Source organism: Microbacterium sp. K41 (assembly GCF_004794395.1).
Classification (GTDB): domain Bacteria; phylum Actinomycetota; class Actinomycetes; order Actinomycetales; family Microbacteriaceae; genus Microbacterium; species Microbacterium sufflavum.
Window position 1 is genome coordinate 1 of sequence record NZ_SSDO01000344.1, and the last position, 23,457, is coordinate 23,457.

Sequence of the window (23,457 nt, forward strand, 5' to 3'; positions counted from 1 at the left end):
CCACGGCTCGCGCACCGCTGCCCGCCGCCCCGCGTGACCCAGCTGCACCCCGGGAACGGCGCCCGCGGCACCCACGACCTCGGCGACCCGACCCCACCCCGGCACCTGCTCGTCGCTCCACAGTCCCGCGTCGAACGGCGAGATGCGGCCCCGCGGATGCACGGCCGTCGCCTCGGCGATCACGAGCCCCGCACCACCCAGGGCGAAGCGTCCGAGATGCGCGACGTGGAAGTCGGTCACGAAGCCCTCGCGGGACGCGTACATGCACATGGGGGAGATCCCGATGCGGTTGGGCAGCGTCACGGAGCGCAGGGTCAGTGGCGAGAACAGGGTCATGGCGACTCCGGGAGACGGGGGAGGCGGAGGACGGTGGCGAGCGCGGCGGTCACGGCACCGCACAGCGCTGCGGCGCCGAAGCACAGCAGAAGCGCCTGCTCGGACAGGAAGGACGGATCGGCGGCCGAGGGCAGGGCGGTGATCGCGAACGCGAAGAGGGCGGCGACGACCGCGCCGGACAGCGTGCGGATGACCGAGTTCACGCCGTTCGCGGTGGCGACCTCGTCTGGAGGGACCGAGGCGGTGATGAGCGACGGCATCGCCGCGAACGCGAACGCCACCCCCGCGCCGACCAGTGCCGAGCCGAGCAGGACGGGCAGGGCCGCGCCGTGGAACAGCATCCGCAGCAGGAACGCCGCGGCCATGAGCGACGACCCCAGCAGCAGTGCGCGCTGCCCGCCGAAGCGACTGATCACACGGGCGGCGAGGGGCGCGAGGGCGATCATCGTCACGGCGGACGGCAGCAGGAAGAGCCCGGCGGCGGCGGTCGTGGTGGCCAGGCCGTAGCCGGTCGCGGCGGGTGCCAGGGCCTCCTGGGTGGTGAGCAGGTGGTTGGCGTACATGCCGGCCGTCGCGAAGAACGAGGCCACGTTGATCGGCAGGATCGGCGCGCGCAGGCTCGTGCGCACGTCGATCAGCGGTGCCGGGTGGCGTCGCTCCCACAGCAGCCAGGCGAGCAGTGCCGCGGCCGCGAGTGCCGCGAGTCCGAGCGTCGGCATGCTGGCCCATCCCCAGTACTGACCCCGCGAGATGGCGAGCAGCAGAGCCGTGAGCCCGAGCGCGAGCAGCACGGCCCCGATGCCGTCGAATCCCCGCACGGGCCGCGTGGGGGCTTCATCGATGCGCAGCCGGATGAGCACGCAGAACACGGCGCCCACGATGGCGGAGCACCAGAACACGGCCGGCAGTCCGCCCCACGCGAGCAGCGGCCCGGCGAGCACGAGGCCCAGCGCGGAGCCCATGCCGAGCGTGCCGCTCATGAGGGCGATGCCGAGCACGGCGCGGCGGCGGGAGACGAGGGCGCTCAGGAGGGCGATGCCGATCGGCACCACGGCGGTGCCGAAGCCCTGGAGCGCCCGGCCGATGAGCACCGCGAGGAATCCGGGCACGACGGCCGCGATGACCGATCCGGCGACGAGCAGCGCCATGGCCACGAGCAGCATCCGCCGGCGGCCGTGCAGGTCGGCGAGCCGCGTCACCACCGGTGTGCCGACCACCCCGGTGAGCAGGGTGACCGTGATGAGCCAGGACGCATCGGCGGCCGTGGTGCCGAGCAGGGCGGGCATGAGCGGCAGGATGGGCACGATGAGCGTGAACTGCAGGGAGGTCAGCATGCCGCATGCGGCGAGCAGTGCGACCACTGCGCGCTCGTGGCGCTCTCGTCCCGACTCCACTGTCACCGTTCCGCTCGCGGGACCGCGTCCCAGGCGTCAGGCTAGCCGGATCTCGCGAAATGAACAAGCGATTGCTAGGGTGGTGTCATGAACGCGGTAGCGGACGGCGTGGTCCCCGTCGACGAGGCGGAGCGGACGGCGTGGGATCGCGGCGAACTGCGCCCGCCCGCCGAGATCGCCCCCGGCCTGTGGTGCATCCCGGTCGAGATCCCCGAGGGTACGCTGCCCGGCACGCTCGCCTACGCCGTGTTCGGCGGCGACGGCGTGCACCTGATCGATCCGGGGTGGGACACCCCGGGCAACCTGTCCCGCATCGAGGAAGCGCTCGCCGCCGCCGGCCGCGCGCTGTCCGAGCTCGCGACGGTCGTCGTGACCCACCACCACCCCGACCACCTCGGGCTCGCCGCACGGCTCCGCGACCGCACGGGAGCCCGCATCGCGATGTCGTCCGCCGAGCGTCGGGTGCTGGGTGTCGTGGTCGATCCCGCAGCCACCGACCCCGCGGCCTACCGCCATACGGTCGAGCGCTGGGGCGTCCCCCGCGATCGCCACGCCGAGCTCCTGGCGTCGTTCACGCGTCCGTCCCTCACCGGTGACGTGGAGCCCGCCGTGCTGCTCGCCCACGGCGACGTGCTCGACCTCGGCGGGCGGCGCCTCGAGGTCGTCGCGACCCCGGGGCACACGGGCGGTCACGTCTGCCTCGCCGACCGAGACGCGCGACTGCTGTTCACGGGCGACCACGTGCTGCCGCGCATCTACTCCGGTGTCGGCATCGGCGTGCTGCCGGGCGATGAGCCCCTGGGCGACCTGCTCGACTCGCTCGACCGCCTGGCGTCGTTCGACGCCTTCACGGTGCTGCCCGGCCACGAGTTCCGGTTCACCGGGCTGAGGGAACGGCGGGCTCGGATCGCGGCCCACCATCTGCGTCGCACGGCCGAGGTGGCAGCGCTGGTCGACGAGCTCGGCGACAGTCCGGTGTGGGAGTACGCGCAGCGCCTCACGTGGACCGCGGGATGGCAGGGGCTCGACGGATTCTGGCTGCACTCCGCGCTGCGGCAGACCGAGATGCACCGCGAGCTCGTACGCAGCGGCCGGGCCCGCGCGTGGCTCAGCCCCGGCTGATCACGCGTCGCCGCAGCAGCCAGCGGTCGCCGTCGCGCACGAACTCGTCGGCGTACACCCCCATCGCCGCGAGCACCGGCGCCCCGTCGGTGCCGCGGTAGTAGCGGAAGTAGGCGCGCGACCGCGCCCGATCGCCGTCCACCTCGACCGCGATGCTCGACACGTCGTGCCGCGTGTGGGTGCCCGGGCCCTGGATGCCGGCCGCACGGCGCTCGTGCACGCCCGCGAGCAGCGCCGCCCTCCCGGAGATCGTCTGCACGTCCATCGGCAGGTCGGTCGCGTCGGTGAGGTCCCAGACCGCGTCCGGAGTGAAGCACCGCACGTACTCCGCGGGGTCTCCCGCGTCGGCCAGGTGGGCGATGCGGGCGAGCAGCATCGCGATCTCCTGACGGTCGCCGATCGTGCGCAGGTCGACGTTCATGCGGCACCCCCTCCCGCCCAGCGCTCCAGGTGCGCGCGCAGGTCGGCGGGGATGCGCACGGGCTCCTGCGCGGGGGAGACCGTCACGACCGTGTTCTCGGCGCGCGCGACCGGCACGTCGTCGTCGAGTCGGGTCATGCGGAACGCGAAGCGGAACGACGAGGCGCCGATGCGTCCCAGACGCAGGTCGATGCGCACCTCGTCGAACAGGCGGGCTGCGGCCAGGTACTCGCACGTCGTGGCGCGTGACACCGTCCACCACCCGAAGCGCTCGACCAGCGTGTCCTGCCGTAGCCCCTGCAGATAGAGGAACTCCGACTGCAGCGCCTCCATCTTCGGGAACCAGGCGGCGTAGTAGAGGATCCCCGCGGGGTCGGTGTCCGCGTAGCTGAGGCGGGTCGTGTGGGAGTGCAGCACCGGGCGCTCGGGCTCCGCGCTCACTGGGTGACCGTCCAGCCCCCGTCGACCGGGAGGAAGACGCCGTTGACGTAGCCCGCGAGCGGCGAGAGCAGGAACAGTGTGGCCCAGGCGATGTCGTCGGGCGTGGCCATGCGCTTCAGCGGAATGCGCGTGAGGACACGCTGTCCGGTCTCGCTGCTCGCGAACCCGGCGAGCCGCGGGGTGTCGGTCATCCCGGGCGCCACGCCGTTGGAGCGGAACTCGTGGGCGCGGTGGGCGGCGAGGTGGCGGACGTAGCCCATGATGGCGGCCTTCGCGGCGGAGTACCACGCGCTGTCGGTGCCCACGAGGTTGCCGGCGACCGAGGTGGTGGCGACCATCGCGGCGCCGGTGCCGGGACCGGCCGCCGCCCAGGCGTTGGTCACACGGCGCACGCTGCCCACGCAGATCTCCAGGGCACGGTCGAAGGGGAGTGTGGAAGCAGACGCGGGGCCGGCGTTGTTGTGCAGGTAGCGCACCGGGCCGAGGGTGGCGGCGGCGTCGGCGAAACCCGCGGACACGGCGGCATCGTCCGACACGTCGGCCACCCAGGTGTGCACCGCGGGGGCGACCGCGCGCACCTGCGTCGCGGTCTCCTCGAGTCCCTCGGGGTTCAGATCCCACAGGCTCAGGGCCAGCCCGAGCTCGGCGGCGCGCACGGCGGTCGCCCGGCCGATGCCGCTGCCCGCGCCGGTGATGAGCACCGCGTCTCCCGTGGTGAATCCGAGGTCGATGGCACTCATCCCGCGCTCCTTTGCCCAAGCATTTGCTTGTTTGACTCTAGCGGCGAGGTCGTCCGAAGGCCAGCCCGACTGCGCGATCAGCGCGACGACAGCACGAAACCGCGGAACCCGGCGGCGGCGACCTCCTCGCACCGGTCGATGTAGGCCTTGAAGCCGCCGATGTACGGCAGGAAGCCGCGAGCCTTCCCCGCGATGTTGGCGCCGGTGTACCACGAGGGTGCGGAGCCGAACAGTGTGCGGTCGGCGAGCTCGAGGGAGTGCGCCGTCCACGCCTCCGCCGCATCCGCGCGCGCCTCGATCGACGTGAACCCGCGGTCACGGCAGTGCGCGATCATCCGCAGCGCCAGGTCGCCCTGCTGCTCCGACGTCAGCGCCATGTTCGACAGCACGCTGGGGCTGCCCGGGCCGTTCAGCACCAGCAGGTTCGGGTACCCGGGCAGTCCGATACCGAGGTAGGTGGAGGGGAAGCCGCTCCAGTCCTCGCGCAGCGAGCGGCCCTCGCGGCCCCGGATGTCGATCGCCGTCAGGGCCCCGGTCATGGCGTCGAAGCCCGTGGCGTACACGATCACGTCGTGCTCGCGGTGCCGGGCGGCCGTGCGGATGCCGGTCGGGGTGACCTCGGCGAGAGGCTCCGTGCGCAGATCCACGAGCGTCACGTGCGGGGCGTTGAACGTCTCGTAGTAGCCCGAGTCCGTGCAGATGCGCTTGGTACCCACGGGGTGATCGCGCGGGGTCAGCGTCGCGCGCACCTCGGGATCATGCACCCGCTCGGCGAGCTTCTCCTCGAAGAACAACCGCGCGGCGTCGTTGATCACCGGGTCGACCGTGAGGCCCTGAAACGCCTTCGCGAACAGCACGCCGCCGCGGGTCCAGCTCTCCTCGAACACCGCCCGCCGCTCCTCCTCGCCGGTCTCCGCGAAGGGCGCGGGATGACTCGTCCACGGCGAGCCCGCGGCACCGTTCCACGACAGCTCGCGCCGTCGCGGTAGGGCCCGCTGCTGCTGTGCCCACTCCTCGTCGTCGATCGGACGGTTGAACGCGGGCACGCTGTAGTTGGCGCTGCGCTGATACACCGTGAGCTCGGACGCCTGCTCCGCGAGCAGCGGGATGGCCTGCACACCGGACGACCCCGTGCCGATCACGGCCACGCGCCGCCCCCGCAGGTCGACCGGGCCCTCGGGCCAGGCGGAGGTCTGCAGCACGGTGCCGGCGAAGGTGTCGCGCCCGGGGAGATCGGGCAGCTGCGGCTTCGAGAGCCCGCCCGTCGCCATCACCAGCCACCGCGCGGTCGCCGTCAGCCCGGTCTCCGTGCGCACCTCCCAGTGCTGCAGCCCCTCGTCCCAGCTCGCGGCGGACAGGCGCTGTCCGAACCGGTAGTGGCGGCGCACGTCGAAGCGGTCGGCCACGTGGTTCAGGTAGCGCAGGATCTCGGGCTGTGTCGCATAGCGCTCGGTCCATCGCCATTCGCGCTGCAGCTCGTCGTCGAACGAGAACGAGTAGTCGATGCTCTCCACGTCGCACCGCGCACCGGGGTAGCGGTTCCAGTACCAGGTGCCTCCCACGTCGTCGCCGGCCTCCAGCCCGAGCACGTCGAGCCCGGCCCGTTCGGCGTGGATCGTGGTGTACAGCCCGGCGAGGCCGGCGCCGACGACGAGGAGGTCGTGCTGGGTGGTCATGTCTGCTCCTTCGCAGGGGTGGGGGTGAGCGCGCGCACGTCGCTCCAGAGGAGGGCCGCGGCGGACGCGGCGGGGCCGTAGCCGGGGATCGTGAGGAATCCGTGGAACTGGTCGGGATGGTGTCGCTCGACCACGGGCACCCCGGCGGCGCGGAGACGCCGGGCGTACAGCGCCCCCTCGTCGCACAGCGGGTCGAGCCCGGCGGTCACGACGACGGCGGGCGGCAGATCGCCCAGGTCGTCGACCGCGAGCGGCGTGACGTCGGGGTGGACCCGGTCGGCGGCGTCACCGAGGAAGGTGCGCCAGTAGTGGGCGAGCAGCTCGGCGGTCACGAAGTACCCCGCGGCTCGCGTGCGATGGCTCTCCGTGGCCATGGCCGGGTCCAGGAACGGGTACAGCATCACCTGGCCGACGACGGGGCTGTGGCCGCGGTCGCGGAGGGCGATCGCGGCGCCGGCGGCGATGTTGCCCCCCGAGCTGTCCCCTGCGAGGAGCAGCCCGTGCGGCGCGAGGCCCGCCACCACCGTCCAGTCCGCGGCGGCCACGAGGTCGTCCCGGGCGGCGCCGGGTCCTGCCTCCGGCGCGAGCCGGTAGTCGACCGACACGACGATCGACTCCGTCTCCCGCGCCCAGCGCCGGCAGAAGCCGTCGTGTCCGGCGATCGAGCCGTGCAGAAAGCCGCCGCCGTGCGCGTACACGGTGGCGGGCGCGCCATCGCGGATCGTCGCGGGGCGGTACACGCGGATCGGGATCGGGTGCGTGCCGCGCGCGACCACCGCGTCCTCCGCGTCGGCGTCGTCGAGGTTCGCGGCGGGGCGGATGCGCGCATCCACGGCGGCGCGTCCCGCCAGCGGGTCCATCGTCCAGATCGGCGGGAACGTCGCGTTGAGCAGGTCCAGCATCCGGGTCGTCTCGTCCACCTGATCTCCTTCGATCGGCGTCGGTATGACTGTTAGTCATAGTACGATCAGGAATATCTCACTCAACGACGAGGAGGTCAAGTGACCGATCACGAGAACACCCCGCAGCTGCCGGAGCTGCCCGCCACGAGCTGGGCCGTCCTGGGCATCCTGTCGTTCGACACCGAGCTGTCGGGCTACGACGTCAAGCAGTGGGCCGACCAGAGCCTCGCGTTCTTCTACTGGGCTCCGTCGCAGAGCCAGATCTACACCGAGCTGCGCCGGCTGGAGGACCTCGGCCTCGCGGTCTCCCGGGTGGAGCAGACGCACGCCGCGAAGAGCCGGCGCCTGTACGCGATCACCCCGCTCGGACGCGACCACATGCGGCGCTGGACCGACGACGTGCCGCCCGAGCCGGTGGTGCTCAAGCACCCGCAGATCCTGCGCCTGTGGGCCGCGCACAACGGCGATCTCGACCGCCTGCGCGCCGCGCTCACCGCCTACCGCGACGAGGCACTGCGGACCGCTGAGGACGCGGGGGCGCACGCCAGGGGAGCCGAGCGCGAAGAGGCGTGGCGGTTCTCCGGGGTCGCCCTGGAGTGGGCGGAGCGGTTCAACCGCGACGAGGCCGCCCGCATCGACTGGCTGCTCGAGCGCCTGCAGGGCATGCGATGACGCCGGGCCGCGCGTGACCGTCCCCGGGGCTCAGAGCCCGAAGCCCCCGTCGACGTCGAGCTTCTGCCCCGTGATGAACCCGGCCGCGGGCGACGCGAGGAAAGAGACCGCCGCGGCGATGTCGTCCGCGGTGCCGAAGCGGCGCATCGGGATGTTGGCCATGGCCACGTCGAGCGCCCGCTGGTCGAGGTCGCCCGAGGCCATGAGGCGGGCCGACATGCCGTCCCACAGCATCCCGGGGCCCACGGCGTTCACGCGCACGCCGAAGCGGCCCTCCTCCGCGGCGAGCCCGCGCGCCAGTGCCTCCACCCCGCCCTTCGGGGCCACCGAGAGCCCGTCGCGGACGGGGTATCGGCGGGTGCCGGCGCTGGTCACGACCGTGAGCGAGCCGGACGCCTGGCGCAGGGCGGGCAGGAATGCCGAAGCGATCGTGAAGAAGCCCACGAGGTCGTCGTCCACCTGGCGGGCGAACTGCGCCACGGGGACCTTCGACAGGTGCACCATCGGCACGTGGGGACCGGCGGCGTGCACCACCGTGTGGATCGCACCGTGCTGTGTCACGAGGTCGTCCGCGAGGGCGCGCGCTGCCTCCTCGTCGCGCACGTCCAGGCGGTGCAGCTCGATGTCGGCACCCAGGGCCGTGCGCACCTCGGGGGCGGGCTCGGAGCGGTGGGTGACGACCACGCGCATGCCCGCCGCGACCAGGCCGCGCGCGATCGCCGAGCCGATCCCTCCGGTGCCTCCCGTCACCACGGCGACGCCGTCGAGGGGGGAGGGCTGGCGGGCGTCGATGCTCTGCGGAGTGTCCATGAGCGGCGAATCTAACAGCAGTTCCGTCATCAACCAAGCAATTGACCGGTTGGGCATTGTCCGGGTGATCCGAGTGTGATTTACTAAGCAAGCGTTTGGTCGCTCTAACTCAACGATGAGAGAGGTTCGGAAATGCGATTCAAGAGGCTCGCGGCAGTCGCCGCAGGGATCGTGGTGTCGTCCATGGCGCTCGCCGGCTGCTCCGGCGGCGATGCGGACGCCGACAACAGCGGCGGCGGGGACGCCGGGGGCGATCCGATCAAGATCGTGGTGCTGGGCGGCATGGGCGCGGAGGGCATCCTGGCGGACAACGCCACCACCGCCGTCACGGCAGCCCTCGCCTCCGTCGACGCCGTCAACGACATGGGCGGCATCCTCGACCGCGAGGTCGAGATCACGCATCTGGAGGACAACGCCGACCCGACCGTCGCCGTCACCAAGCTGCGCGAGTACATCGCCACCGAGGGCAAGCCCGCCCTCGTGATGAACTCCGGCCCTTCCACCATCACCGAGGCGATGCTGCCGATCCTCACGCAGAACCAGATCGTGTCGTTCAACATCGGCCCGACCACCGGCTCCGGCGACCCCTCGGTCAACCCTTACAGCTTCGACCTCAGCGCGTCCGTGCCCGACTACCTCGGCTCGTTCGTCGCCGAGATGGAGGATCGCGGCTACGAGGACGTGGCCATCCTGCACGGCTCCAGCGCCTACGGCGAGCTGTTCGGACAGCTCGGTGAGACCACCTTCGCCGACGCGGGCTTCACCGTCACCGGCAACGAGGGCTTCGACAACGCCGCGCTCGACATGACCCCGCAGCTGTCGGCGCTCCAGCAGGGCGACCCCGACGTGCTCGTTCTCGACGCCTACGGCGCCCCGCTCGGCTACGTGCTGCAGAGCCTCGAGAAGCTCGGCTGGCACGTGCCGGTGATGGGCAACTCCTCCGTCGCCGCGACCGGTCTGATCGCCACGCCGGCCCCCGACGGCGTGCTCGGCACCGATCAGGTGAAGAACCTCACCATGCAGGTGTACTCCAGCACCCAGTACAACCCCGACGACACCAAGGTCAACGACGCGGTGGAGCGCATGCTCGCCGCGGGCGACATCAAGTCGTCGCTGATCCTCGCGTACAACTACGACTCGGCGCTGCTGTTCAAGGCCGCCGCGGAGAAGGCCGGTGGCATCGACGACCCCGACGCCCTGGTCGAGGCGCTCATCGACCCCGAGGTGCAGAAGGCGGCCGAGACGGCGATCCTCGCCAACTACGCGTTCGAGAAGGACGCGCACAGCCCGCACGTGAGCCCGGACCAGTTCGCGTTCATCCCCCCGGGCGAGCTCGTCAACGGTCAGTTCCAGCCCTGACCCGGCCGGCGAGCGACCACGGCCGGCGGCTCGGATCCCCCGCGGATCCGAGCCGTCGGCACACGGAGCCCGCCGCCTCGAAGCCACAATGATGGAAGGAACCCGACCGCAATGACCATCATCTGGTCCGGCCTCGCGCTCGGTGCGATCTACGCACTGGTGGCGATCGGCTACAACATCGTCTTCCTCTCCCAGAAGACCTTCAACTTCGCCCAGGCGGCGCTCATGATGCTCGGTGCGTTCCTCGCGTACGTCGGCATCGTCGTCTGGGGTCTGCCCTGGTGGCTCGTCGCGATCGGCGCGGCCGTGATCGTCGGCGGGATCGCCGCGCTGGAGGAGCGCGTCGCCATCCGACCGGTGAAAGACCCGCACAACCTGCTCGTCACCACGCTCGGCGCGTCGATCATCATGGAAGGCGTCGCACAGGTGATCTGGGGCGGTGAGCCCAAGCGTGTCCCCTTCTTCATGGGCGACCAGGTGCTCGAGTTCCTCGGCGGCCGCGTGTACCCCGTCGAGATCGCCCTGATCGTGCTCGTGATCGTGCTCGTGGTGGTGCTCACCCAGTTCGCGAAGCGGAGCATGACCGGCATCGCCCTGCTCGGCATGAGCGAGAACCGGGAGGCGGCCCAGCTGCGCGGCGTGAACGTGCGGCGCTTTGCCCTGCTGGCCTTCATCTTCACGGGGGTGCTCGCCGGGTTCCTCGGCGTCTTCGTCGGGCCCAAGACCTACGCGGTCGCGACCCTCGGCGCCTCGCTCGCGCTCAAGGGCTTCGTGGTGCTCGCCATCGGCGGCTTCGGGTCGCTGGGCGGCGTGCTGGTCGGCGGGCTGATCGTCGGACTCGCCGAGGCCCTCGCCACGCGCTACATCGGCGCGGACTACGCGGGGCTGACGGTGTTCTTCATCCTGATCGTGATCCTGATGGTCAAACCGACGGGGCTCTTCACCCGTCGCGTGGAACGGACGGTGTGACCATGGCCGCTCTCTGGCTGAAACTGCGTGCCGTCCCCGGGTGGCTCTGGCCGCTCGCCATCGGCGCGGTGCTGCTCGTGCTGCCCTTCCTGGGGCTCAACTACGGCGCGACCCGGCAGATCGAGCTCACGCTCATCCTCGCCCTCATCGTGCTCGGCCTGAATCTCTCGCTCGGCTACGCCGGCGAGCTCGCGATGGGTCAGGTCGCCATGTACGCCGCCGGTGCCTACGCGGCGGGTCTCGCCAACAAGGCCGGCGTGACCGACATCTGGCTGCAACTGCTGATCGGCGGAGGGGCCGCCCTGATCGTCGGCCTGATCTCCGGCATCCCCGGGCTCCGGCTCGGCAGCTGGTCGCTCGCGATGACCTCGTTCTTCCTGATCCTGATCGTCCCCGACGTGCTGTCGATCTTCAAGGAGGAGACCGGCGGTCGCAACGGCCTGGCCGGCATCATGCCCGCGACCTCCTTCGGGCAGATGATCGACGGGCGGACGTACTACGTGCTGATCGTCGCGATCGCGATCGTCGTGTTCGCCCTCATCCGCAACCTCGTCGTGTCCGACCACGGCACCGCCCTGCGCGTGCTCAAGCAGAGCCCCGTGCTGGCGTCGTCCATGGGCATCTCGGTCTTCCGCGCCAAGCTCACCGCGTACGCGATCGGCGCGGTGCCGGCCGGCATCGCGGGCGTGCTGTTCGCCAACCTCGACCTGTTCATCTCGCCGGAGGCGTTCGCGTTCTCCTTCGCGATGACGGTGCTCGCGGCGTCGATCTTCGGCGGATCCGCAAGCATCTACGGGGCGCTCATCGGCGCGGCCGTGCTGCAGTTCGGCATGAACCAGTCGACGAACTTCAGCAAGTTCGGCCTCATCATCTCCGGTGCGTTCCTGCTCATCGGAGGGGTCGCATTCACCGGCGGTCTCTCCGGGCTCGTGCGCAGCCTCGTGCGCAAGGCCGACATCGCTGCGAAGCGCAGGGTCGGCATCGAGCCCGTGCCCGCAGCCCCGGCCGACGTCGAGAGGCTCGACGGCGCCCTGCTGCGCACCGACGGTGTCTCGAAGGCGTTCGGCGGCAACCAGGCACTCTCGAAGGTCTCGATCGAGGCGGCGCCGGGCGCGGTCACCGCGATCATCGGGCCCAACGGCTCGGGCAAGACCACGCTGCTGAACATGATCTCGGGGTTCTACCGCACCGACGCCGGCACGATCGAGCTCGACGGGCGGCCCATCCAGGGGCTCTCGTCGTATCGGGTCGCGCGGGCCGGAGTGTCGCGCACGTTCCAGACCCCCAACATCCCCGAGAAGCTCACCGTGTTCGAGGCCGTGCAGGCCGGGTGCTACGCGACCGAGCGCGCCAGCGTGTTCGCGTCGGTGCTGCGCCTGCCGTCGTTCTGGCGGGCGCGTCGGGAGAACCGCGCGGCGGCCGAACGTGCCCTGGCACTGGTCGGGCTGAGCGCGCAGCGCGACGAGCCGGCCGACTCCCTCCCGCTCGGCAACCGCCGCCTGCTGGAGGTCGCCCGCAGCCTCGCGGCCTCGCCCCAGGTCGTGCTGCTCGACGAGGTCGCCTCCGGCCTCGACGAGGACGAGCTGGAGGTGCTGGAGAGCCTGGTGCGCCGGCTGCGCGACGCCGGGATGACCGTGATTCTCGTGGAGCACAACTTCCAGCTGGTGCTGCGTCTCGCCGACGACATCTACGTGCTCGCCCAGGGCGCGGTCATGGCGCACGGCACCCCGGAGCAGATCGAGAGCAACCCGCGCGTGATGGAGGAGTACCTCGGCGTCACGGCGGAGACCAACGCGGCGGGAGGCGGCGACCATGAGTGACGTGCTGCTGGAGGTGTCGGCGCTGCAGACCGGCTACGGCGACCTGACCGTGGTGCGCGACGTGTCGCTCACGGTGCGGTCGGGAGAGATCACGGTGCTGCTCGGTCGCAACGGCGCCGGCAAGACCACCACGCTGCGTGCCATCACCGGATTGAACCGGGTCACGGGCGGGTCCGTCTCCTACCTGGGGGCGCCCCTCGCCGACGCGCCGCACAAGCGGGTCGCGCGCGGGATCTCCTACGTGCAGGAGGGCAAGAAGGTCTTCCGTGAGCTGACGATCGAGCAGAACCTGATCCTCGGCGGCTTCTCGCGACGCCTCGGCAAGCGCGGCCTCGCCTCCTCGGTCGACGAGATCTACCAGCTGTTCCCGATCCTCGGCAGCAAGCGGGCCCTCCCGGCTGCGAGCATGTCGGGCGGACAGCAGCAGATGCTCGCGATCGGGCAGGCGCTCATGGCGAAGCCGAAACTGCTGATCCTCGATGAGCCGAGCCAGGGCCTGGCCCCCGTGATCGTCAAGGAGGTCATGGAGCGGGTGCACGAGCTGAAGGCGACCGGCATCGGCATCCTCCTCGTCGAACAGGCGGTGCAGGAGTCCGTCGCGATCGCCGACGAGGTGGCCGTGATCGAGATGGGCCGCACGACGCTCGCGGGCGCCGCGGCCGACGTGTCCCTGGAGGATCTGCAGCGGGCGTACTTCGGCGCGGTCGCGTGACGGCAGGCGGTCCCGGGGGTGTCCGCCGCTAGTCTGGGCGGGTGGATGACGGTGCGGGGATCGAGCAGTACTGGCGCGACGCGAGGGCGGCGCTGCCGCACCTTCCCGAAGCGGTGCCGGAGGCATGGGCGTTCGGTGCCACCCCGGCGCACGCCGACGAGCTGCTCGCGCTGGTGCTCGCCGGTGTGAAGGTCGGCACCGCGTCGTCGCTGTGGGACTACGAGGCGACCGGCGACCCGCTGCCCGAGGTGGGTGAGCTCAGCATCATCCTCGACGGACGCGGGGAGCCGCGCGCCGTGATCGAGACGACCGCGCTCGAGGTCGTGCCGTTCGACCGGGTCGATGCCGTGCACGCCTTCGCCGAGGGGGAGGGTGACCGCACGCTGGAGCACTGGCGCGAGGTGCACGAGCGCTACTGGCGCACCCACTCCGAGAGCCCGCGCGGCTACGCCCCGGACATGCCCGTGCTCTGCGAGCGGTTCCGGCTCGTCCTCCCCGTCTGACCGGGGCCGCGCCTGACCGTGACCTCGCCCGACCTCCGCTCGGATCAGTCCGGCAGCACGGCCGCGGGCGGATAGCCGAGCACCGTTGTCTGTTCGCGTCCGAACGCCGTGGTGACGCGGTGGGCGATGCGCCAGCGACCGTCCACCCGGCGATACGCCACGTCGTAGTACCCGCGCATCGCCACGCGGGGTGCGCCCGGGTCCGCAGGGTGGTCGCCGTGGAACTCGAGGTGCACGCGGGCGGTCGCCCGGTCGCCGTCGAACCGCAGCTGCGGCAGGTGCAGGAAGTGGATGCCCGAGAACGGGGCGTCGCGGCAGAACGCCTCCAGCGCAACACGACCCTGTACGAACGTGACGGGCGGCGCGTCGCCTACGGGCCGGGACTGGTACACCCCGTCGTCCGTGAAGAGCGCGCTCCACACGGCGCCGTCGCGTTCGTCGAACGAGCGCGCGTACGTCGCCTCCAGGTCGATGAGCTCCAGGCGGTCCTCCAGCAGCCGCAGCCGCCGTTCGATGTCCGCGGTCATGTCATCCTCCTCGCGCTCTCGGCTGTCGTCCGCACCCGCTCCCGGAACGCGGTGGAGGGGTCGTCCGGTCCTCGCCGTCCGCGTGGGCCGTCGCCCTCGGGATCGCGCAGGCGCCCGGCGTCGGACCGGGTCCAGTCGCGCACCGCGAGGCGCTCGACGATCCGCCAGCCGTCCGGGTCGCGGCGCAGGTGGTCGAGGTAGCGGAAGCCGCTCGTGAAGTTGCGGGTCTCGTCGTCGGCCGGGGATCCCCAGTGCACAGCGGTGCCGGAGGTCTCCGCGTACGCGTGGTCGCCGAGCAGCTCGACCGTGTGGTTGGCGGTGAGGTGCGCAGTGCCGTCGAAGACCGCGGTCCGTTCGCGCAACCAGGCCACGTAGGCGTCGGCGTCACCGGAGAAACCGGTGTGGTGGTCGACGCCGTCCGTGGCATACACCGCACGCACCGCGCCCCAATCCGCCCGGTCGACCCCAGCACAGTAGCGGAGCACGAGGGCGTGGATCTCCTGACGATCGACCAGCTCCGCGAGGTTCATGCTCGATCCGGCAGGTTGGTCCAGCCGCGGCCCTCCGCGCGGCCGTACCAGCCGGAGGCGGCGAGCGTGCCGCCGTCGACCGGAATGGTGTGTCCGGTCACGAAGGCGGCGTCGTCGGAGGCGAGGAACGCCACCACGCCCGCGAAGTCCTCCGGTCGACCGAAGCGCCCGGCAGGGAGCCAGGAGCGCAGCAGAGCGGGGTCGCGTCCGGCGAGCATCAGCTCGGCCGGTGTCTGAGGGGTGTCGGCGAGGTCGGGGGCGATCGCGTTGACGCGGATGCCGGAGGGGCCGAGCTCGACCGCCAGGCTCTTGGTGAAGGCGGACACGCCGGCGTTGTAGGCGGAGTACACCGCGTTGCCGGGGATGCCGCGGAAGGCCTCCACGGTGGACACGTTCACGATGCTGCCGCGGCCGGCCGCGATCATTCCGGGCAGCAGGGCGTGCGTCACCGCGAACACGTGCCAGAGGTTCAGCTCGTGCAACCGCTGCCACTGCTCCGGTGGGCTCTTGGCGAAGAATGACTTCGCGGGGCGGAAGTCGCCGACGTTGTTGACGAGCACCTCCGCATGACCGTGCTGCTCCTGAACGTGGGCCGCCAGGCGGGCGACCGTGTCGTCCCGGGTGATGTCGCCGACGAGCGCGGTGCAGCTCCCGCCGTCTTCCTCGATCTCCGACGCTGTCGCCTCAGCGGCGTCGGCGTCGATGTCGACCAGCACCACGTGGTCGCCCTCAGCGGCGAAGCGGCGGCTGATGCCGCCACCGATGCCGAGCGCACCGCCGGTGACGACGATCGTGCGCGGAGAGCGGGGAGGTACGTCTTCGTGACCCATGCAACAAACCTAGCATTTGGTTGGTAGCATGGACAGGCCGTCGCACCGGAGCGCGGTACGGAGGAGTGCGCAGTGAGTCTGGTCATCGATTTCGCGGGGAAGGTCGTCGCGGTCACCGGCGGCGGTCGCGGTGTCGGCCGGGGCGTGGTCGACGCGTTCCTGGACGCCGGGGCCGAGGTCGAGTTCTGCGCGCGCTCCGAGCCCGACGGGGTTCCCGAGCGCGACGGGCGCCGCGCTTCCTTCCGCCCCGTCGACGTGCGCGACGCGGCGCAGAACGAGGCGTGGATCCGCGACGTGGCCGAGCGCCACGGACGGCTCGACGTGCTCGTCAACAACGTCGGCGGCTCCCCCTTCGGCCGGTTCGAGGCGGGCTCGCCCCGCTACTTCCAGGCGATCACCGAGATCAACTTCCTCTCGGCCGCCGTCGCCACGCGCGCCGCGTTCGAGCCTCTGCGCGCAGCGAAGGGCAGTGTCGTCAACATCACCTCGATCAGTGCGCGCCGTCCGAGTCCGGGCACCGCCGTCTACGGGGCGGCCAAGGCGGCACTGGAGAGCCTGACCCGCAGCCTCGCCGTCGAGTGGGCCCCCGAGATCCGCGTCAACGCGGTCAGCAGCGGGCTCGTGCACACCGAGAGCGCGGTCGATCACTACGGCACGCCCGAGCAATACGCCGAGATCGCGCGCACCATCCCGCGCGGACGTCTCGCCGACCCCGCCGAGCTCGGGGCCGTGTGCGTCCTGCTCGCCTCCCCCCTCTCCGCGCACCTCACCGGTGCCGTGATCCCGGTCGACGGCGGCGGCGAATGGCCGGCCTTCCTCGCCCACACCCCGAACGCCGACATCGTGCAGCAGGCCGACCGCCTGCCCGACTCTGGAGGAACCCCCTCATGACCGAAGCCGTCATCGTCTCCGCCGTGCGCTCGCCCATCGGCCGCGCGTTCAAGGGCAGCCTGAAGGACATGCGCGGCGACGACTTCGCGACGCAGATGGTGCGCGCCGCCGTGGAAGCCGTGCCGGGACTCGACCCCGCCGAGATCGACGACCTGATGATGGGGTGTGCGCAGCCGGCCGGTCAGCAGGGGTACAACATCGGCCGCATGGTCGCGCTGCAGCTCGGGTGGGACGGCGTGCCCGGCACCACCGTCAACCGCTACTGCGCGTCCTCGCTGCAGACCACTCGCATGGCCTTCCACGCGATCAAGGCGGGCGAGGGCGACGTGTTCGTGTCGGCCGGGGTCGAGGCGGTGTCGCAGTTCGGGTCCGGCAAGGCCGACGGCATGCCCGACACCAAGAACCCGCGGTGGGCCGACGCCGCTGCCCGCACCGCCCGGGACGCGCAGGACCCGGAGTTCGTGTGGTCCGACCCGCGCGCGCGCGGCGAGCTCGCCGACATCTACATCGCGATGGGCGAGACCGCCGAGAACGTGGCCTCGTTCCGCGGCGTCTCCCGGCGCGAGCAGGACGAGTGGGCCGTGCTCAGCCAGAACCGTGCCGAGGCCGCGGCCGCCCGCGGCTTCTGGCAGAAGGACATCACTCCCGTGCGTCTGACCGACGGCACGCTGGTCTCGGCCGACGACGGCCCCCGCGCGGGGGTGACCCTGGACGGCATCGGCGGGATGCAGCCCGTGTTCCGCCCGCACGGCACCGTGACGGCCGCGAACTGCTGCGCGCTGAACGATGGGGCGGCGGCGCTCGTGGTCATGAGCGACACCCGAGCCGCCGAGCTGGGGCTGACCCCGCTCGCCCGCATCGTGTCGACCGGGGTGTCGGCGCTGTCGGCCGAGATCATGGGGCTCGGTCCCGTGCAGGCCGTCGAGCGGGCGCTCGCCCACGCCCGCATGAGCATCGGCGACATCGACCTCCTGGAGATCAACGAGGCGTTCGCGGCCCAGGTCGTGCCGTCCATCGCGGACATCGGCATCGATCCGGAGCGCGTGAACGTCAACGGCGGCGCGATCGCCCTCGGCCACCCCTACGGCATGACGGGTGCGCGCATCACGACCACGGCGATCAACGCGCTGCGGGAGCGAGACGAGCAGTTCGCGGTCGAGACCATGTGCACCGCCGGTGGCCAGGGCATGGCGATGGTGCTCGAGCGCCTGAGCTGACGCCCCGGATCCCGGTCAGGCCTCTTCGGCCTGGAACACGAGGCTGTGATCCTCGCTGCCGCCGTCGCGCAGCAGCGTGAGGGTGAGCGTGGTGGGCCACGCCGCTGCGACCGGGAATCCCTGCACCCCCGCCGCGATGGTGGCGGACGAGCCGGGCGGGACCGTCGTCGAGCCCGTGGTGGGCCCGGTCATCCAGTCCAGCTCGGGTGACACCGCGACCGACCACGTCACGGTGATCGGCGTCGTCCCAGGGTTGCCGACCACCGCTCCCGGCCAGGTGAAGGTCGCGCGGTCGATGGTGACGGGCAGCATCTGCACCGCCGGGCGCGCGGTGGACGCCGCCGCCAGTGGCGCCGCGCAGGTCACCGCCACCACCGGTACCGTCCACACCGCCGCCCGCATCGCCGTGCGTCGCGTGATCCCCGCCGATCGGTCGTGTCCCCGCATCCCCGTCCTTCCCCGTGGCCGACCTCGAAGGCTACCGGCCGGGGGTCGCGCGGGCCAATCGACCGGGGCGGGTCAGGCGCGGTCGCGGAGCTCGGACTTGAGGATCTTGCCGGTGGCGTTGCGGGGGAAGTCCTCCACGAGCACGAACTCGCGCGGCACTTTGAAGTTCGCCAGGTGCCGGCGGCAGAAGGTCTCGAGTTCGGCGGCGTCGGGGCGCGGTTCCGCGTTGTGCAGCAGCAGCACGTAGGCGCGGCCGACGGTGCCGAGCCGGTCGTCGTCCACACCGATCACGGCCGACTCGTTCACCGCCGGGTGCTTGCGCAGCGCGTTCTCGACCTCGGCGGGGTACACGTTGAAGCCGCCGACGATGAACATGTCCTTCAGGCGGTCGGTGATCTTGAGGCAGCCGTGCTCGTCGAGACGGCCGACGTCGCCGGTGTGGAACCAGCCGTCCGCGTCGAGCACGGCGTCGGTCGCGGCCGGGTCTTCGAAGTAGCCGAGCATCACATTGGGGCCGCGCAGCAGGATCTCGCCGTCCACGTCGACCCCCGCGTCGTTCCCCTCCTCGTCCACGACCCGGATCTCCACGCCCTCGACCGCGGGACCGGTGGTCTGGGCCGTGTGCTCCAGCGACTCGCCGGGGCGGGAGAGGGTGGCGACGACGCACTCGGTGAGGCCGTACGCCTGGGCCACGGTCTCGAAGCCGAGCACGTTCACCATGTCGTGGAAGAGCGTCGCGGGGGCGGCCGTGGCCCCGGCGATCGCGAACCGCAGCGACGACAGGTCGTACTCGCTGAGGCGGGGGTGGTCGAGCAGCGATGTGAAGATGGTGGGCACGCCGGGCAGCACGCTGATGCGGGCGGACTGCACGAGGTCGAGCAGGCGGTCGGCGTCGAACACGGCCAGGGGGTAGATCGTGGTGCCGGCCATGAGCGACGTGATCATGCCCGCCTTGTAGCCGAAGCCGTGGAAGAAGGGGTTCACGACGGCGTAGCGGTCCTCCGGCGTGAGGCGGGCTCCGAGGCCCCAGGCGCGCGCGACCGACAGGGTCTGCCGGTGCGCGCTGAGCACGCCCTTGGGCACGCCCGTGGTGCCCGAGGTGAACAGCACGTCCATGATGTCGTCCGGACCGACCGCCGCGGCAGCCTCGGCCACCCGTGACGGTGCCACGGCTCCACCGCCGGCGAGGAAGGCGTCCCACGACAGCAGCCCGCCGGCACCGTCGCCGTCCAGGCAGACCACGGTGCGGAGGTGCGGGAGCCCGGGGAACACCGGGCCGTCCCCGCCGCGCTCGGCCGCTGCATCGCGCAGCATCTCGCTGTAGGACTTGCCGAGGAAGCCGTCCGCCAGCACGAGCGCGGTGGCGCGGGAGCGGGCGAGGATCTCGGCGGCTTCGTGACCCGTGAAGCGGGTGTTCAACGGCACGACCGCGATCCCGACCAGCTGGGCGCCGAGCATCGCGAGGATGAACTCGTACCGGTTGGGCGCCCAGAGACCGATGCGGTCGCCGGGCGCCACGCCCTGCGCCAGGTAGGCGCGGGCGACGTCCTCCACGCGGTCCCGCAGCTCGGCGTAGCCGATCGTCACGTCGCCGTCGACGATGGCGGGGTGATCGCCGAGCGCCGCCATCTCCGTGAGGAGGGCGGGGACCGTGGTGGCTTCCGAGACTGTCATGGACGTCCTTTCCCAGATCATGCGTACACTCCGAAGGGATGTTTCGGGAAACCGCTCGCATGCGGCACACTTGAGCAAGCGCTTGTGAGATTTTCTGTGAAGGAGCAGCAATGGCAACGACCAAAAGCGGAGGCCGCCAGGAGCAGAGCTCCGAGCGGCGCGATCAGATCCTCTCGATCGCCGCGCGCCTGATCGCCAAGCGCGGGTACTCCGCGACCACGGTCCGCGACATCGCCGACGAGGCTGGCATCCTCTCCGGAAGCCTCTACCATCACTTCTCCTCCAAGGAGGCGATCCTCCAGGAGATCCTGGGCAGCTTCATGACCGGGCTGCTCGATCGGTTCGAGGAGATCGTGGCCGAGGGCGGCAGCCCCCGCGACATCCTCGACAAGCTCATCGCGCACGCCTTCACGACGATCGAGAGCCAGCCCGACGCGGTCGGCCTCTACCAGAACGAGCTGTCGTTCCTCGGCCGCCAGCCCGGCTTCGAGTTCCTGCGCGAGAACAGCGAGCGCATCGAGGAGCTGTGGCTGTCGCAGATCCGTGAAGGGCAGAAGGTCGGCGTGTTCCGCGACTCCATCGACGCGCCCATCGCCTACCGCTTCATCCGCGACGCCGTGTGGTCCACGGTCGCGTGGTACCGGCCCGGCCGCGGGCACACCGCCGCCAGCCTGACCGACAACTTCCTCGACCTGCTGCACAAGGGCCTCCTCTCCGACTGAGCGGAGCCCGCGTCAGTCTGCGACCTCGCGGCTGCGGGTGCCGCGCGGGTCGAGCACGTCGCGGATCAGCCGCAGCTCCTCCGCGTCGGGCGTGCGCGTGAGGGGTGCGGCGCTCGCATCCAGCGCGAAGCCGGTGCTGTCCGCCACGAGCTGCGGGTCGACGCCGGGGTGCACCGAGAGCACCGTCACGATGCCGTCCGCGTCGAAGCCGAGCACGGCGAGGTTGGTGACGATCACGCCGAGGCGGTGGTGCTCCAGCCCGGCTTCGGCCGCACGGTCGGTGCCGACACCCGACACCATGTCCACCGACTCCACGAACACGCGGGGGCTGTGCCGGGCCACCCAGTAGTCCACACGGTGGTTGGCCGTGTTGCCCGGAGCCCCGCGCACGCCGATCAGCTGCTTGGTGGGGCGGTCCCAGTCGCCGATGAGCGAGATGTTCTGGTTGCCGTGCCGGTCGATCTGGCTGGCGCCCATCATGCTCTGGCGTCGGCCGGTCGCGAGGATGTCGAAGATGCGGCGGAACGGCGCCCACCCCTCGATCGTCGGTGCGGGGGCTGCGGTGTCGCCGGGCATCGGCGGACCGCTGAGGAAGAAGGCCTCGCCGTCGCTGAGCAGCAGGTCGGGCGCCGTGGTGAGCTTGGCCAGACGGGCGCCGAGGGACGGGATGATCCCGACGGCGTGGGCGAGCACCTCGCCGGAGTCGCGGTAGGTGTCGGCGCAGGCCGCGACGCAGACCTCGGCGGTGGTGGCGACGGTCGCGGGGGTGGGGGCGACGGTGGTCATGACTCTCCTCGGTCGGCGTGGAAGCGGGCGACGGCGGCGTGGTACCCCGCCTCGTCGGTGTGCAGGTACGTGCGCGCGAACTCCGCCCACGCGTCGGGGTCCTTGGCGGATGCGGCGTAGTGCTTCTGGAACGCCTCGTCGCGGTCGTAGTCGGGCGCGCACGTGGTGAAGTGCGCCCCGCGTGGTGCCTCGACCACGGCGGAGGCGTAGAGGCGGCTGAACAGCAGCGTGTGGAACGAGCCCTCGTCGAGCAGTGCGGCGGTCGGCACGACCTTCTCGGCCGAGACGATCGTGCGCTGCGCGGCCATCGCGAACAGGTCGTCGAAGTACGGGTCGGGGCCGAGGTACTGCGCGTTGCCCTGCGGGTCGGCGCGGTTCACGTGCACGAGGGCGACATCGAGGGGGAGCGCCGGCATCGCGACGTACTCGGCGTCGGAGTAGGGGGAGCGGACGGTGCGCAGCCGAGGGTTCGCCGGGAGCACGTCGGAGCCGAGGCCCGCGCGGATCGGGAGGAAGTCGAGGCGGGCGTTCGCGGCACGCAGCCCCGCGACGAACATCCCCTCGTCGTACTCCTCGACCTCGATCGCCCCGCGCTCGCGCGCCCGCGTGAACAGCGGATCGAGCGGGATGCTGTCGAGCGACACGAAGCCGTAGACGAGGCGACGGATGCGCCCGGCCTCGGCGAGCAGCCCCACGTCGGGGCCGCCGAAGGCCACCACGGTGAGGTCGGTGATGTCGCGGCGCAGGATCTCGCGTACCAGGGCCATGGGCTTGCGCCGCGACCCCCACCCGCCGATGCCGACCGTCATCCCGCTCTCGAGGGTGCCGATCGCCTCCTCGATGCTGACCTGCTTGTCCGCCATTCCCGCTCCTTCGCGCGACCGACGCTAAACCTAGCGCTTGTTTGGGAATCACAGTAGCATGCCCGGGAGGGCGAGCAGCGAGGGAGCTGGATGATGCCGGAGCAGGCGCAGGATCGACCCGCCGACCACGTCGTGGTCACCGGGGGAGCGAGCGGGATCGGCGACGCGGTGGTGCGGCTGCTCCGCGAGCGCGGACTCACCGTGACGGTGTTCGACCTGAGCCCGAGCGCCCACGACGACGTGAGCTCCGAGGCGGTCGACCTGCGTGACGAGGCGGCGGTCGAGGCCGCGATGGAACGCGCCTGGCAACGCGCGCCCGTGGGCGGCGTGGTCGTGTGCCACGGAATCCGCGGGGCGTACATGCCCGCGCTGGAGATCGGCCTCGACCGGCTGCGGCTGCTGTACGACGTGCACGTCGTCGGGGCGCTCGCCGTGTCGCGGGCCCTCGTGCGGCGTCTCGATGGAGAACCAGGGTCGATCGTGATGGTGTCGTCGACCACGGCCTATCGCGGCTGGGCGAACCAGGCAGACTACGGTCCGGCGAAGGCGGCGGAGCGGCAGCTGATGGAGAACCTCGCGGTCGAGTGGGCGCCGCTCGGCGTGCGCGTGAACGCGGTCGCCCCCGGCCACACGCTCACCCCGATGGTGCAGGAGCTGGTGGCAGGCGGCTACGACCTCGCCGCGGTCGAGCGCCGCACGCCGCGCGGCCGTCTCGCCGATCCCGAGGAGATCGCCGCCGCGATCATCTGGCTGCTGCGCGATGCCACGCACGTGATCGGCCAGTGCTTGCCGGTGGATGGCGGCTGGACGGTCGTGGGCCGATGATGCCGCAGCGCGCGCTCGGCGACCTGCGGGTCTCGGCGCTCGGGATGGGCGCGATGACGCTCACGCAGACCCCGGAGTCGGATGTCGAGCGGGGCGTCCGCGCCGTGCACGCCGCGGTCGATGCCGGCATCACGCTGTTCGACACCGCCGACTCGTACGGACCGTCGAGCGAGATGGGCGTGAACGAGCGCGCCCTCGCCGCGGCCCTGCGCCGGCACCCCGACGCGAGGGACCGCGTGGTCGTCGCCACGAAGGGCGGCCACACGCGC

General features: G+C 71.5%; 27 protein-coding genes. 12 read left to right on the forward strand and 15 right to left on the reverse strand.

What is annotated here, in order from left to right; genetic code table 11:
- Together DW309_RS10410 and DW309_RS10415 are read right to left on the reverse strand one after the other, a co-directional pair.
- Positions 1–336: oxidoreductase (locus tag DW309_RS10410; RefSeq protein ID WP_446724702.1), on the reverse strand; the 336-nt coding region annotated here is incomplete at its 3' end.
- On the reverse strand, positions 333–1,697 hold the full coding sequence (locus DW309_RS10415) for an MFS transporter (protein WP_136045337.1): 1,365 nt from the start codon (positions 1,695–1,697) through the stop codon (positions 333–335). The genes DW309_RS10410 and DW309_RS10415, both read right to left, overlap by 4 nt.
- Before the next feature lie 120 nt (positions 1,698–1,817).
- Here DW309_RS10415 and DW309_RS10420 point away from each other — a divergent pair, with 120 nt between their 5' ends.
- Positions 1,818–2,852, forward strand: coding sequence for an MBL fold metallo-hydrolase (locus DW309_RS10420; RefSeq protein WP_136045338.1), 1,035 nt, complete (start codon positions 1,818–1,820; stop codon positions 2,850–2,852).
- Here the strand turns inward: DW309_RS10420 and DW309_RS10425 are convergent.
- From DW309_RS10425 to DW309_RS10445, 5 genes are all read right to left on the reverse strand, one after another.
- The gene (locus DW309_RS10425; RefSeq protein ID WP_136045339.1) at positions 2,839–3,273 is read right to left on the reverse strand and encodes a nuclear transport factor 2 family protein; all 435 of its coding nucleotides are present in this window, start codon (positions 3,271–3,273) and stop codon (positions 2,839–2,841) included. The two genes, DW309_RS10420 and DW309_RS10425, sit on opposite strands and share 14 nt — an antisense overlap.
- Positions 3,270–3,713: an acyl-CoA thioesterase gene (locus DW309_RS19555; protein WP_168387243.1), complete on the reverse strand. Its 444-nt coding sequence runs from the start codon at positions 3,711–3,713 to the stop codon at positions 3,270–3,272. Before DW309_RS19555 ends, DW309_RS10425 begins: the two co-directional genes overlap by 4 nt.
- Positions 3,710–4,453 carry an SDR family NAD(P)-dependent oxidoreductase gene (locus tag DW309_RS10435; protein WP_136045340.1) on the reverse strand — a complete coding sequence of 248 codons (744 nt, stop codon included), beginning with the start codon at positions 4,451–4,453 and terminating at the stop codon, positions 3,710–3,712. The genes DW309_RS19555 and DW309_RS10435 overlap by 4 nt, the downstream gene beginning before the upstream one ends.
- A gap of 77 nt (positions 4,454–4,530) precedes the next feature.
- Entirely contained in the window at positions 4,531–6,129 is a 1,599-nt protein-coding gene (locus tag DW309_RS10440; protein WP_136045341.1) for a flavin-containing monooxygenase, read from the reverse strand.
- Positions 6,126–7,049: an alpha/beta hydrolase gene (locus tag DW309_RS10445; protein WP_136045342.1), complete on the reverse strand. Its 924-nt coding sequence runs from the start codon at positions 7,047–7,049 to the stop codon at positions 6,126–6,128. Before DW309_RS10445 ends, DW309_RS10440 begins: the two co-directional genes overlap by 4 nt.
- Before the next feature lie 81 nt (positions 7,050–7,130).
- Here DW309_RS10445 and DW309_RS10450 point away from each other — a divergent pair, with 81 nt between their 5' ends.
- Positions 7,131–7,703, forward strand: coding sequence for a PadR family transcriptional regulator (locus DW309_RS10450; protein WP_136034057.1), 573 nt, complete (start codon positions 7,131–7,133; stop codon positions 7,701–7,703).
- A gap of 30 nt (positions 7,704–7,733) precedes the next feature.
- On the opposite strand, the gene DW309_RS10455 is transcribed toward DW309_RS10450, so the two are convergent.
- Positions 7,734–8,513 (reverse strand): SDR family NAD(P)-dependent oxidoreductase, encoded by a 780-nt coding sequence (locus DW309_RS10455; protein ID WP_136035588.1) that lies wholly within the window; start codon positions 8,511–8,513, stop codon positions 7,734–7,736.
- Positions 8,514–8,645: 132 nt separating this feature from the next.
- Here DW309_RS10455 and DW309_RS10460 point away from each other — a divergent pair, with 132 nt between their 5' ends.
- The 5 genes from DW309_RS10460 to DW309_RS10480 all read left to right on the forward strand — a co-directional run bounded on the left by DW309_RS10460 (position 8,646) and on the right by DW309_RS10480 (position 13,876).
- The gene (locus DW309_RS10460) at positions 8,646–9,872 is read left to right on the forward strand and encodes an ABC transporter substrate-binding protein (protein WP_136045343.1); all 1,227 of its coding nucleotides are present in this window, start codon (positions 8,646–8,648) and stop codon (positions 9,870–9,872) included.
- A gap of 111 nt (positions 9,873–9,983) precedes the next feature.
- Positions 9,984–10,841: a branched-chain amino acid ABC transporter permease gene (locus tag DW309_RS10465; RefSeq protein WP_136034062.1), complete on the forward strand. Its 858-nt coding sequence runs from the start codon at positions 9,984–9,986 to the stop codon at positions 10,839–10,841.
- Between the two features lie 2 nt (positions 10,842–10,843).
- Positions 10,844–12,661: a branched-chain amino acid ABC transporter ATP-binding protein/permease gene (locus DW309_RS10470; RefSeq protein WP_136034064.1), complete on the forward strand. Its 1,818-nt coding sequence runs from the start codon at positions 10,844–10,846 to the stop codon at positions 12,659–12,661.
- Positions 12,654–13,373, forward strand: coding sequence for an ABC transporter ATP-binding protein (locus DW309_RS10475; protein ID WP_136034066.1), 720 nt, complete (start codon positions 12,654–12,656; stop codon positions 13,371–13,373). Before DW309_RS10470 ends, DW309_RS10475 begins: the two co-directional genes overlap by 8 nt.
- 41 nt (positions 13,374–13,414) lie before the next feature.
- A complete protein-coding gene (locus tag DW309_RS10480; protein WP_136034068.1) occupies positions 13,415–13,876 on the forward strand; it encodes an ASCH domain-containing protein in 462 nt (153 codons plus the stop codon).
- Positions 13,877–13,920: 44 nt separating this feature from the next.
- Here the strand turns inward: DW309_RS10480 and DW309_RS10485 are convergent, their stop codons facing one another.
- From DW309_RS10485 to DW309_RS10495, 3 genes are read right to left on the reverse strand one after another with little or no spacing between them, the layout of a single operon-like run.
- A complete protein-coding gene (locus DW309_RS10485; RefSeq protein WP_136034070.1) occupies positions 13,921–14,403 on the reverse strand; it encodes a nuclear transport factor 2 family protein in 483 nt (160 codons plus the stop codon).
- Positions 14,400–14,933 (reverse strand): nuclear transport factor 2 family protein, encoded by a 534-nt coding sequence (locus tag DW309_RS10490; protein WP_136034072.1) that lies wholly within the window; start codon positions 14,931–14,933, stop codon positions 14,400–14,402. Before DW309_RS10490 ends, DW309_RS10485 begins: the two co-directional genes overlap by 4 nt.
- Positions 14,930–15,763: an SDR family NAD(P)-dependent oxidoreductase gene (locus DW309_RS10495; protein ID WP_136034075.1), complete on the reverse strand. Its 834-nt coding sequence runs from the start codon at positions 15,761–15,763 to the stop codon at positions 14,930–14,932. The genes DW309_RS10490 and DW309_RS10495 overlap by 4 nt, the downstream gene beginning before the upstream one ends.
- 72 nt (positions 15,764–15,835) lie before the next feature.
- On the opposite strand from DW309_RS10495, the gene DW309_RS10500 reads away from it, so the two are divergent.
- Entirely contained in the window at positions 15,836–16,654 is an 819-nt protein-coding gene (locus DW309_RS10500; protein WP_136045344.1) for an SDR family oxidoreductase, read from the forward strand.
- On the forward strand, positions 16,651–17,871 hold the full coding sequence (locus DW309_RS10505; protein ID WP_136045345.1) for an acetyl-CoA C-acetyltransferase: 1,221 nt from the start codon (positions 16,651–16,653) through the stop codon (positions 17,869–17,871). The genes DW309_RS10500 and DW309_RS10505 overlap by 4 nt, the downstream gene beginning before the upstream one ends.
- A 15-nt stretch (positions 17,872–17,886) precedes the next feature.
- On the opposite strand, the gene DW309_RS10510 is transcribed toward DW309_RS10505, so the two are convergent.
- Complete coding sequence (locus DW309_RS10510; RefSeq protein WP_136034081.1) at positions 17,887–18,318, reverse strand: hypothetical protein; 432 nt, start codon at positions 18,316–18,318, stop codon at positions 17,887–17,889.
- Between the two features lie 72 nt (positions 18,319–18,390).
- Positions 18,391–19,992 (reverse strand): AMP-binding protein, encoded by a 1,602-nt coding sequence (locus DW309_RS10515; protein ID WP_136035582.1) that lies wholly within the window; start codon positions 19,990–19,992, stop codon positions 18,391–18,393.
- Positions 19,993–20,102: 110 nt separating this feature from the next.
- Between DW309_RS10515 and DW309_RS10520 the strand changes: the two genes are divergently transcribed.
- Positions 20,103–20,714 carry a TetR/AcrR family transcriptional regulator gene (locus DW309_RS10520; protein ID WP_136034085.1) on the forward strand — a complete coding sequence of 204 codons (612 nt, stop codon included), beginning with the start codon at positions 20,103–20,105 and terminating at the stop codon, positions 20,712–20,714.
- 12 nt (positions 20,715–20,726) lie between these two features.
- Here DW309_RS10520 and DW309_RS10525 read toward each other — a convergent pair whose 3' ends face one another.
- Together DW309_RS10525 and DW309_RS10530 are read right to left on the reverse strand one after the other, a co-directional pair.
- Positions 20,727–21,500: a CoA-transferase subunit beta gene (locus DW309_RS10525; RefSeq protein WP_136045346.1), complete on the reverse strand. Its 774-nt coding sequence runs from the start codon at positions 21,498–21,500 to the stop codon at positions 20,727–20,729.
- On the reverse strand, positions 21,497–22,363 hold the full coding sequence (locus tag DW309_RS10530) for a CoA transferase subunit A (RefSeq protein WP_136034088.1): 867 nt from the start codon (positions 22,361–22,363) through the stop codon (positions 21,497–21,499). The genes DW309_RS10525 and DW309_RS10530 overlap by 4 nt, the downstream gene beginning before the upstream one ends.
- 90 nt (positions 22,364–22,453) lie before the next feature.
- Between DW309_RS10530 and DW309_RS10535 the strand changes: the two genes are divergently transcribed.
- Together DW309_RS10535 and DW309_RS10540 are read left to right on the forward strand one after the other, a co-directional pair.
- Positions 22,454–23,188: an SDR family NAD(P)-dependent oxidoreductase gene (locus DW309_RS10535; protein WP_205812726.1), complete on the forward strand. Its 735-nt coding sequence runs from the start codon at positions 22,454–22,456 to the stop codon at positions 23,186–23,188.
- Positions 23,185–23,457: aldo/keto reductase (locus tag DW309_RS10540; protein WP_136045347.1), on the forward strand; the 273-nt coding region annotated here is incomplete at its 3' end. The genes DW309_RS10535 and DW309_RS10540, both read left to right, overlap by 4 nt.

What these genes read in the sequence shown, in the direction of transcription:
- DW309_RS10420 (WP_136045338.1), top strand. Translation starts at nt 1,818, where the DNA reads ATGAACGCGGTAGCGGACGGCGTGGTCCCCGTCGACGAGGCGGAGCGG.
- DW309_RS10425 (WP_136045339.1), bottom strand. Translation starts at nt 3,273, where the DNA reads ATGAACGTCGACCTGCGCACGATCGGCGACCGTCAGGAGATCGCGATG.
- DW309_RS10435 (WP_136045340.1), bottom strand. Translation starts at nt 4,453, where the DNA reads ATGAGTGCCATCGACCTCGGATTCACCACGGGAGACGCGGTGCTCATC.
- DW309_RS10440 (WP_136045341.1), bottom strand. Translation starts at nt 6,129, where the DNA reads ATGACCACCCAGCACGACCTCCTCGTCGTCGGCGCCGGCCTCGCCGGG.
- DW309_RS10455 (WP_136035588.1), bottom strand. Translation starts at nt 8,513, where the DNA reads ATGGACACTCCGCAGAGCATCGACGCCCGCCAGCCCTCCCCCCTCGAC.
- DW309_RS10460 (WP_136045343.1), top strand. Translation starts at nt 8,646, where the DNA reads ATGCGATTCAAGAGGCTCGCGGCAGTCGCCGCAGGGATCGTGGTGTCG.
- DW309_RS10465 (WP_136034062.1), top strand. Translation starts at nt 9,984, where the DNA reads ATGACCATCATCTGGTCCGGCCTCGCGCTCGGTGCGATCTACGCACTG.
- DW309_RS10470 (WP_136034064.1), top strand. Translation starts at nt 10,844, where the DNA reads ATGGCCGCTCTCTGGCTGAAACTGCGTGCCGTCCCCGGGTGGCTCTGG.
- DW309_RS10475 (WP_136034066.1), top strand. Translation starts at nt 12,654, where the DNA reads ATGAGTGACGTGCTGCTGGAGGTGTCGGCGCTGCAGACCGGCTACGGC.
- DW309_RS10485 (WP_136034070.1), bottom strand. Translation starts at nt 14,403, where the DNA reads ATGACCGCGGACATCGAACGGCGGCTGCGGCTGCTGGAGGACCGCCTG.
- DW309_RS10490 (WP_136034072.1), bottom strand. Translation starts at nt 14,933, where the DNA reads ATGAACCTCGCGGAGCTGGTCGATCGTCAGGAGATCCACGCCCTCGTG.
- DW309_RS10495 (WP_136034075.1), bottom strand. Translation starts at nt 15,763, where the DNA reads ATGGGTCACGAAGACGTACCTCCCCGCTCTCCGCGCACGATCGTCGTC.
- DW309_RS10505 (WP_136045345.1), top strand. Translation starts at nt 16,651, where the DNA reads ATGACCGAAGCCGTCATCGTCTCCGCCGTGCGCTCGCCCATCGGCCGC.
- DW309_RS10510 (WP_136034081.1), bottom strand. Translation starts at nt 18,318, where the DNA reads ATGCGGGGACACGACCGATCGGCGGGGATCACGCGACGCACGGCGATG.
- DW309_RS10515 (WP_136035582.1), bottom strand. Translation starts at nt 19,992, where the DNA reads ATGACAGTCTCGGAAGCCACCACGGTCCCCGCCCTCCTCACGGAGATG.
- DW309_RS10520 (WP_136034085.1), top strand. Translation starts at nt 20,103, where the DNA reads ATGGCAACGACCAAAAGCGGAGGCCGCCAGGAGCAGAGCTCCGAGCGG.
- DW309_RS10525 (WP_136045346.1), bottom strand. Translation starts at nt 21,500, where the DNA reads ATGACCACCGTCGCCCCCACCCCCGCGACCGTCGCCACCACCGCCGAG.
- DW309_RS10530 (WP_136034088.1), bottom strand. Translation starts at nt 22,363, where the DNA reads ATGGCGGACAAGCAGGTCAGCATCGAGGAGGCGATCGGCACCCTCGAG.
- DW309_RS10535 (WP_205812726.1), top strand. Translation starts at nt 22,454, where the DNA reads ATGATGCCGGAGCAGGCGCAGGATCGACCCGCCGACCACGTCGTGGTC.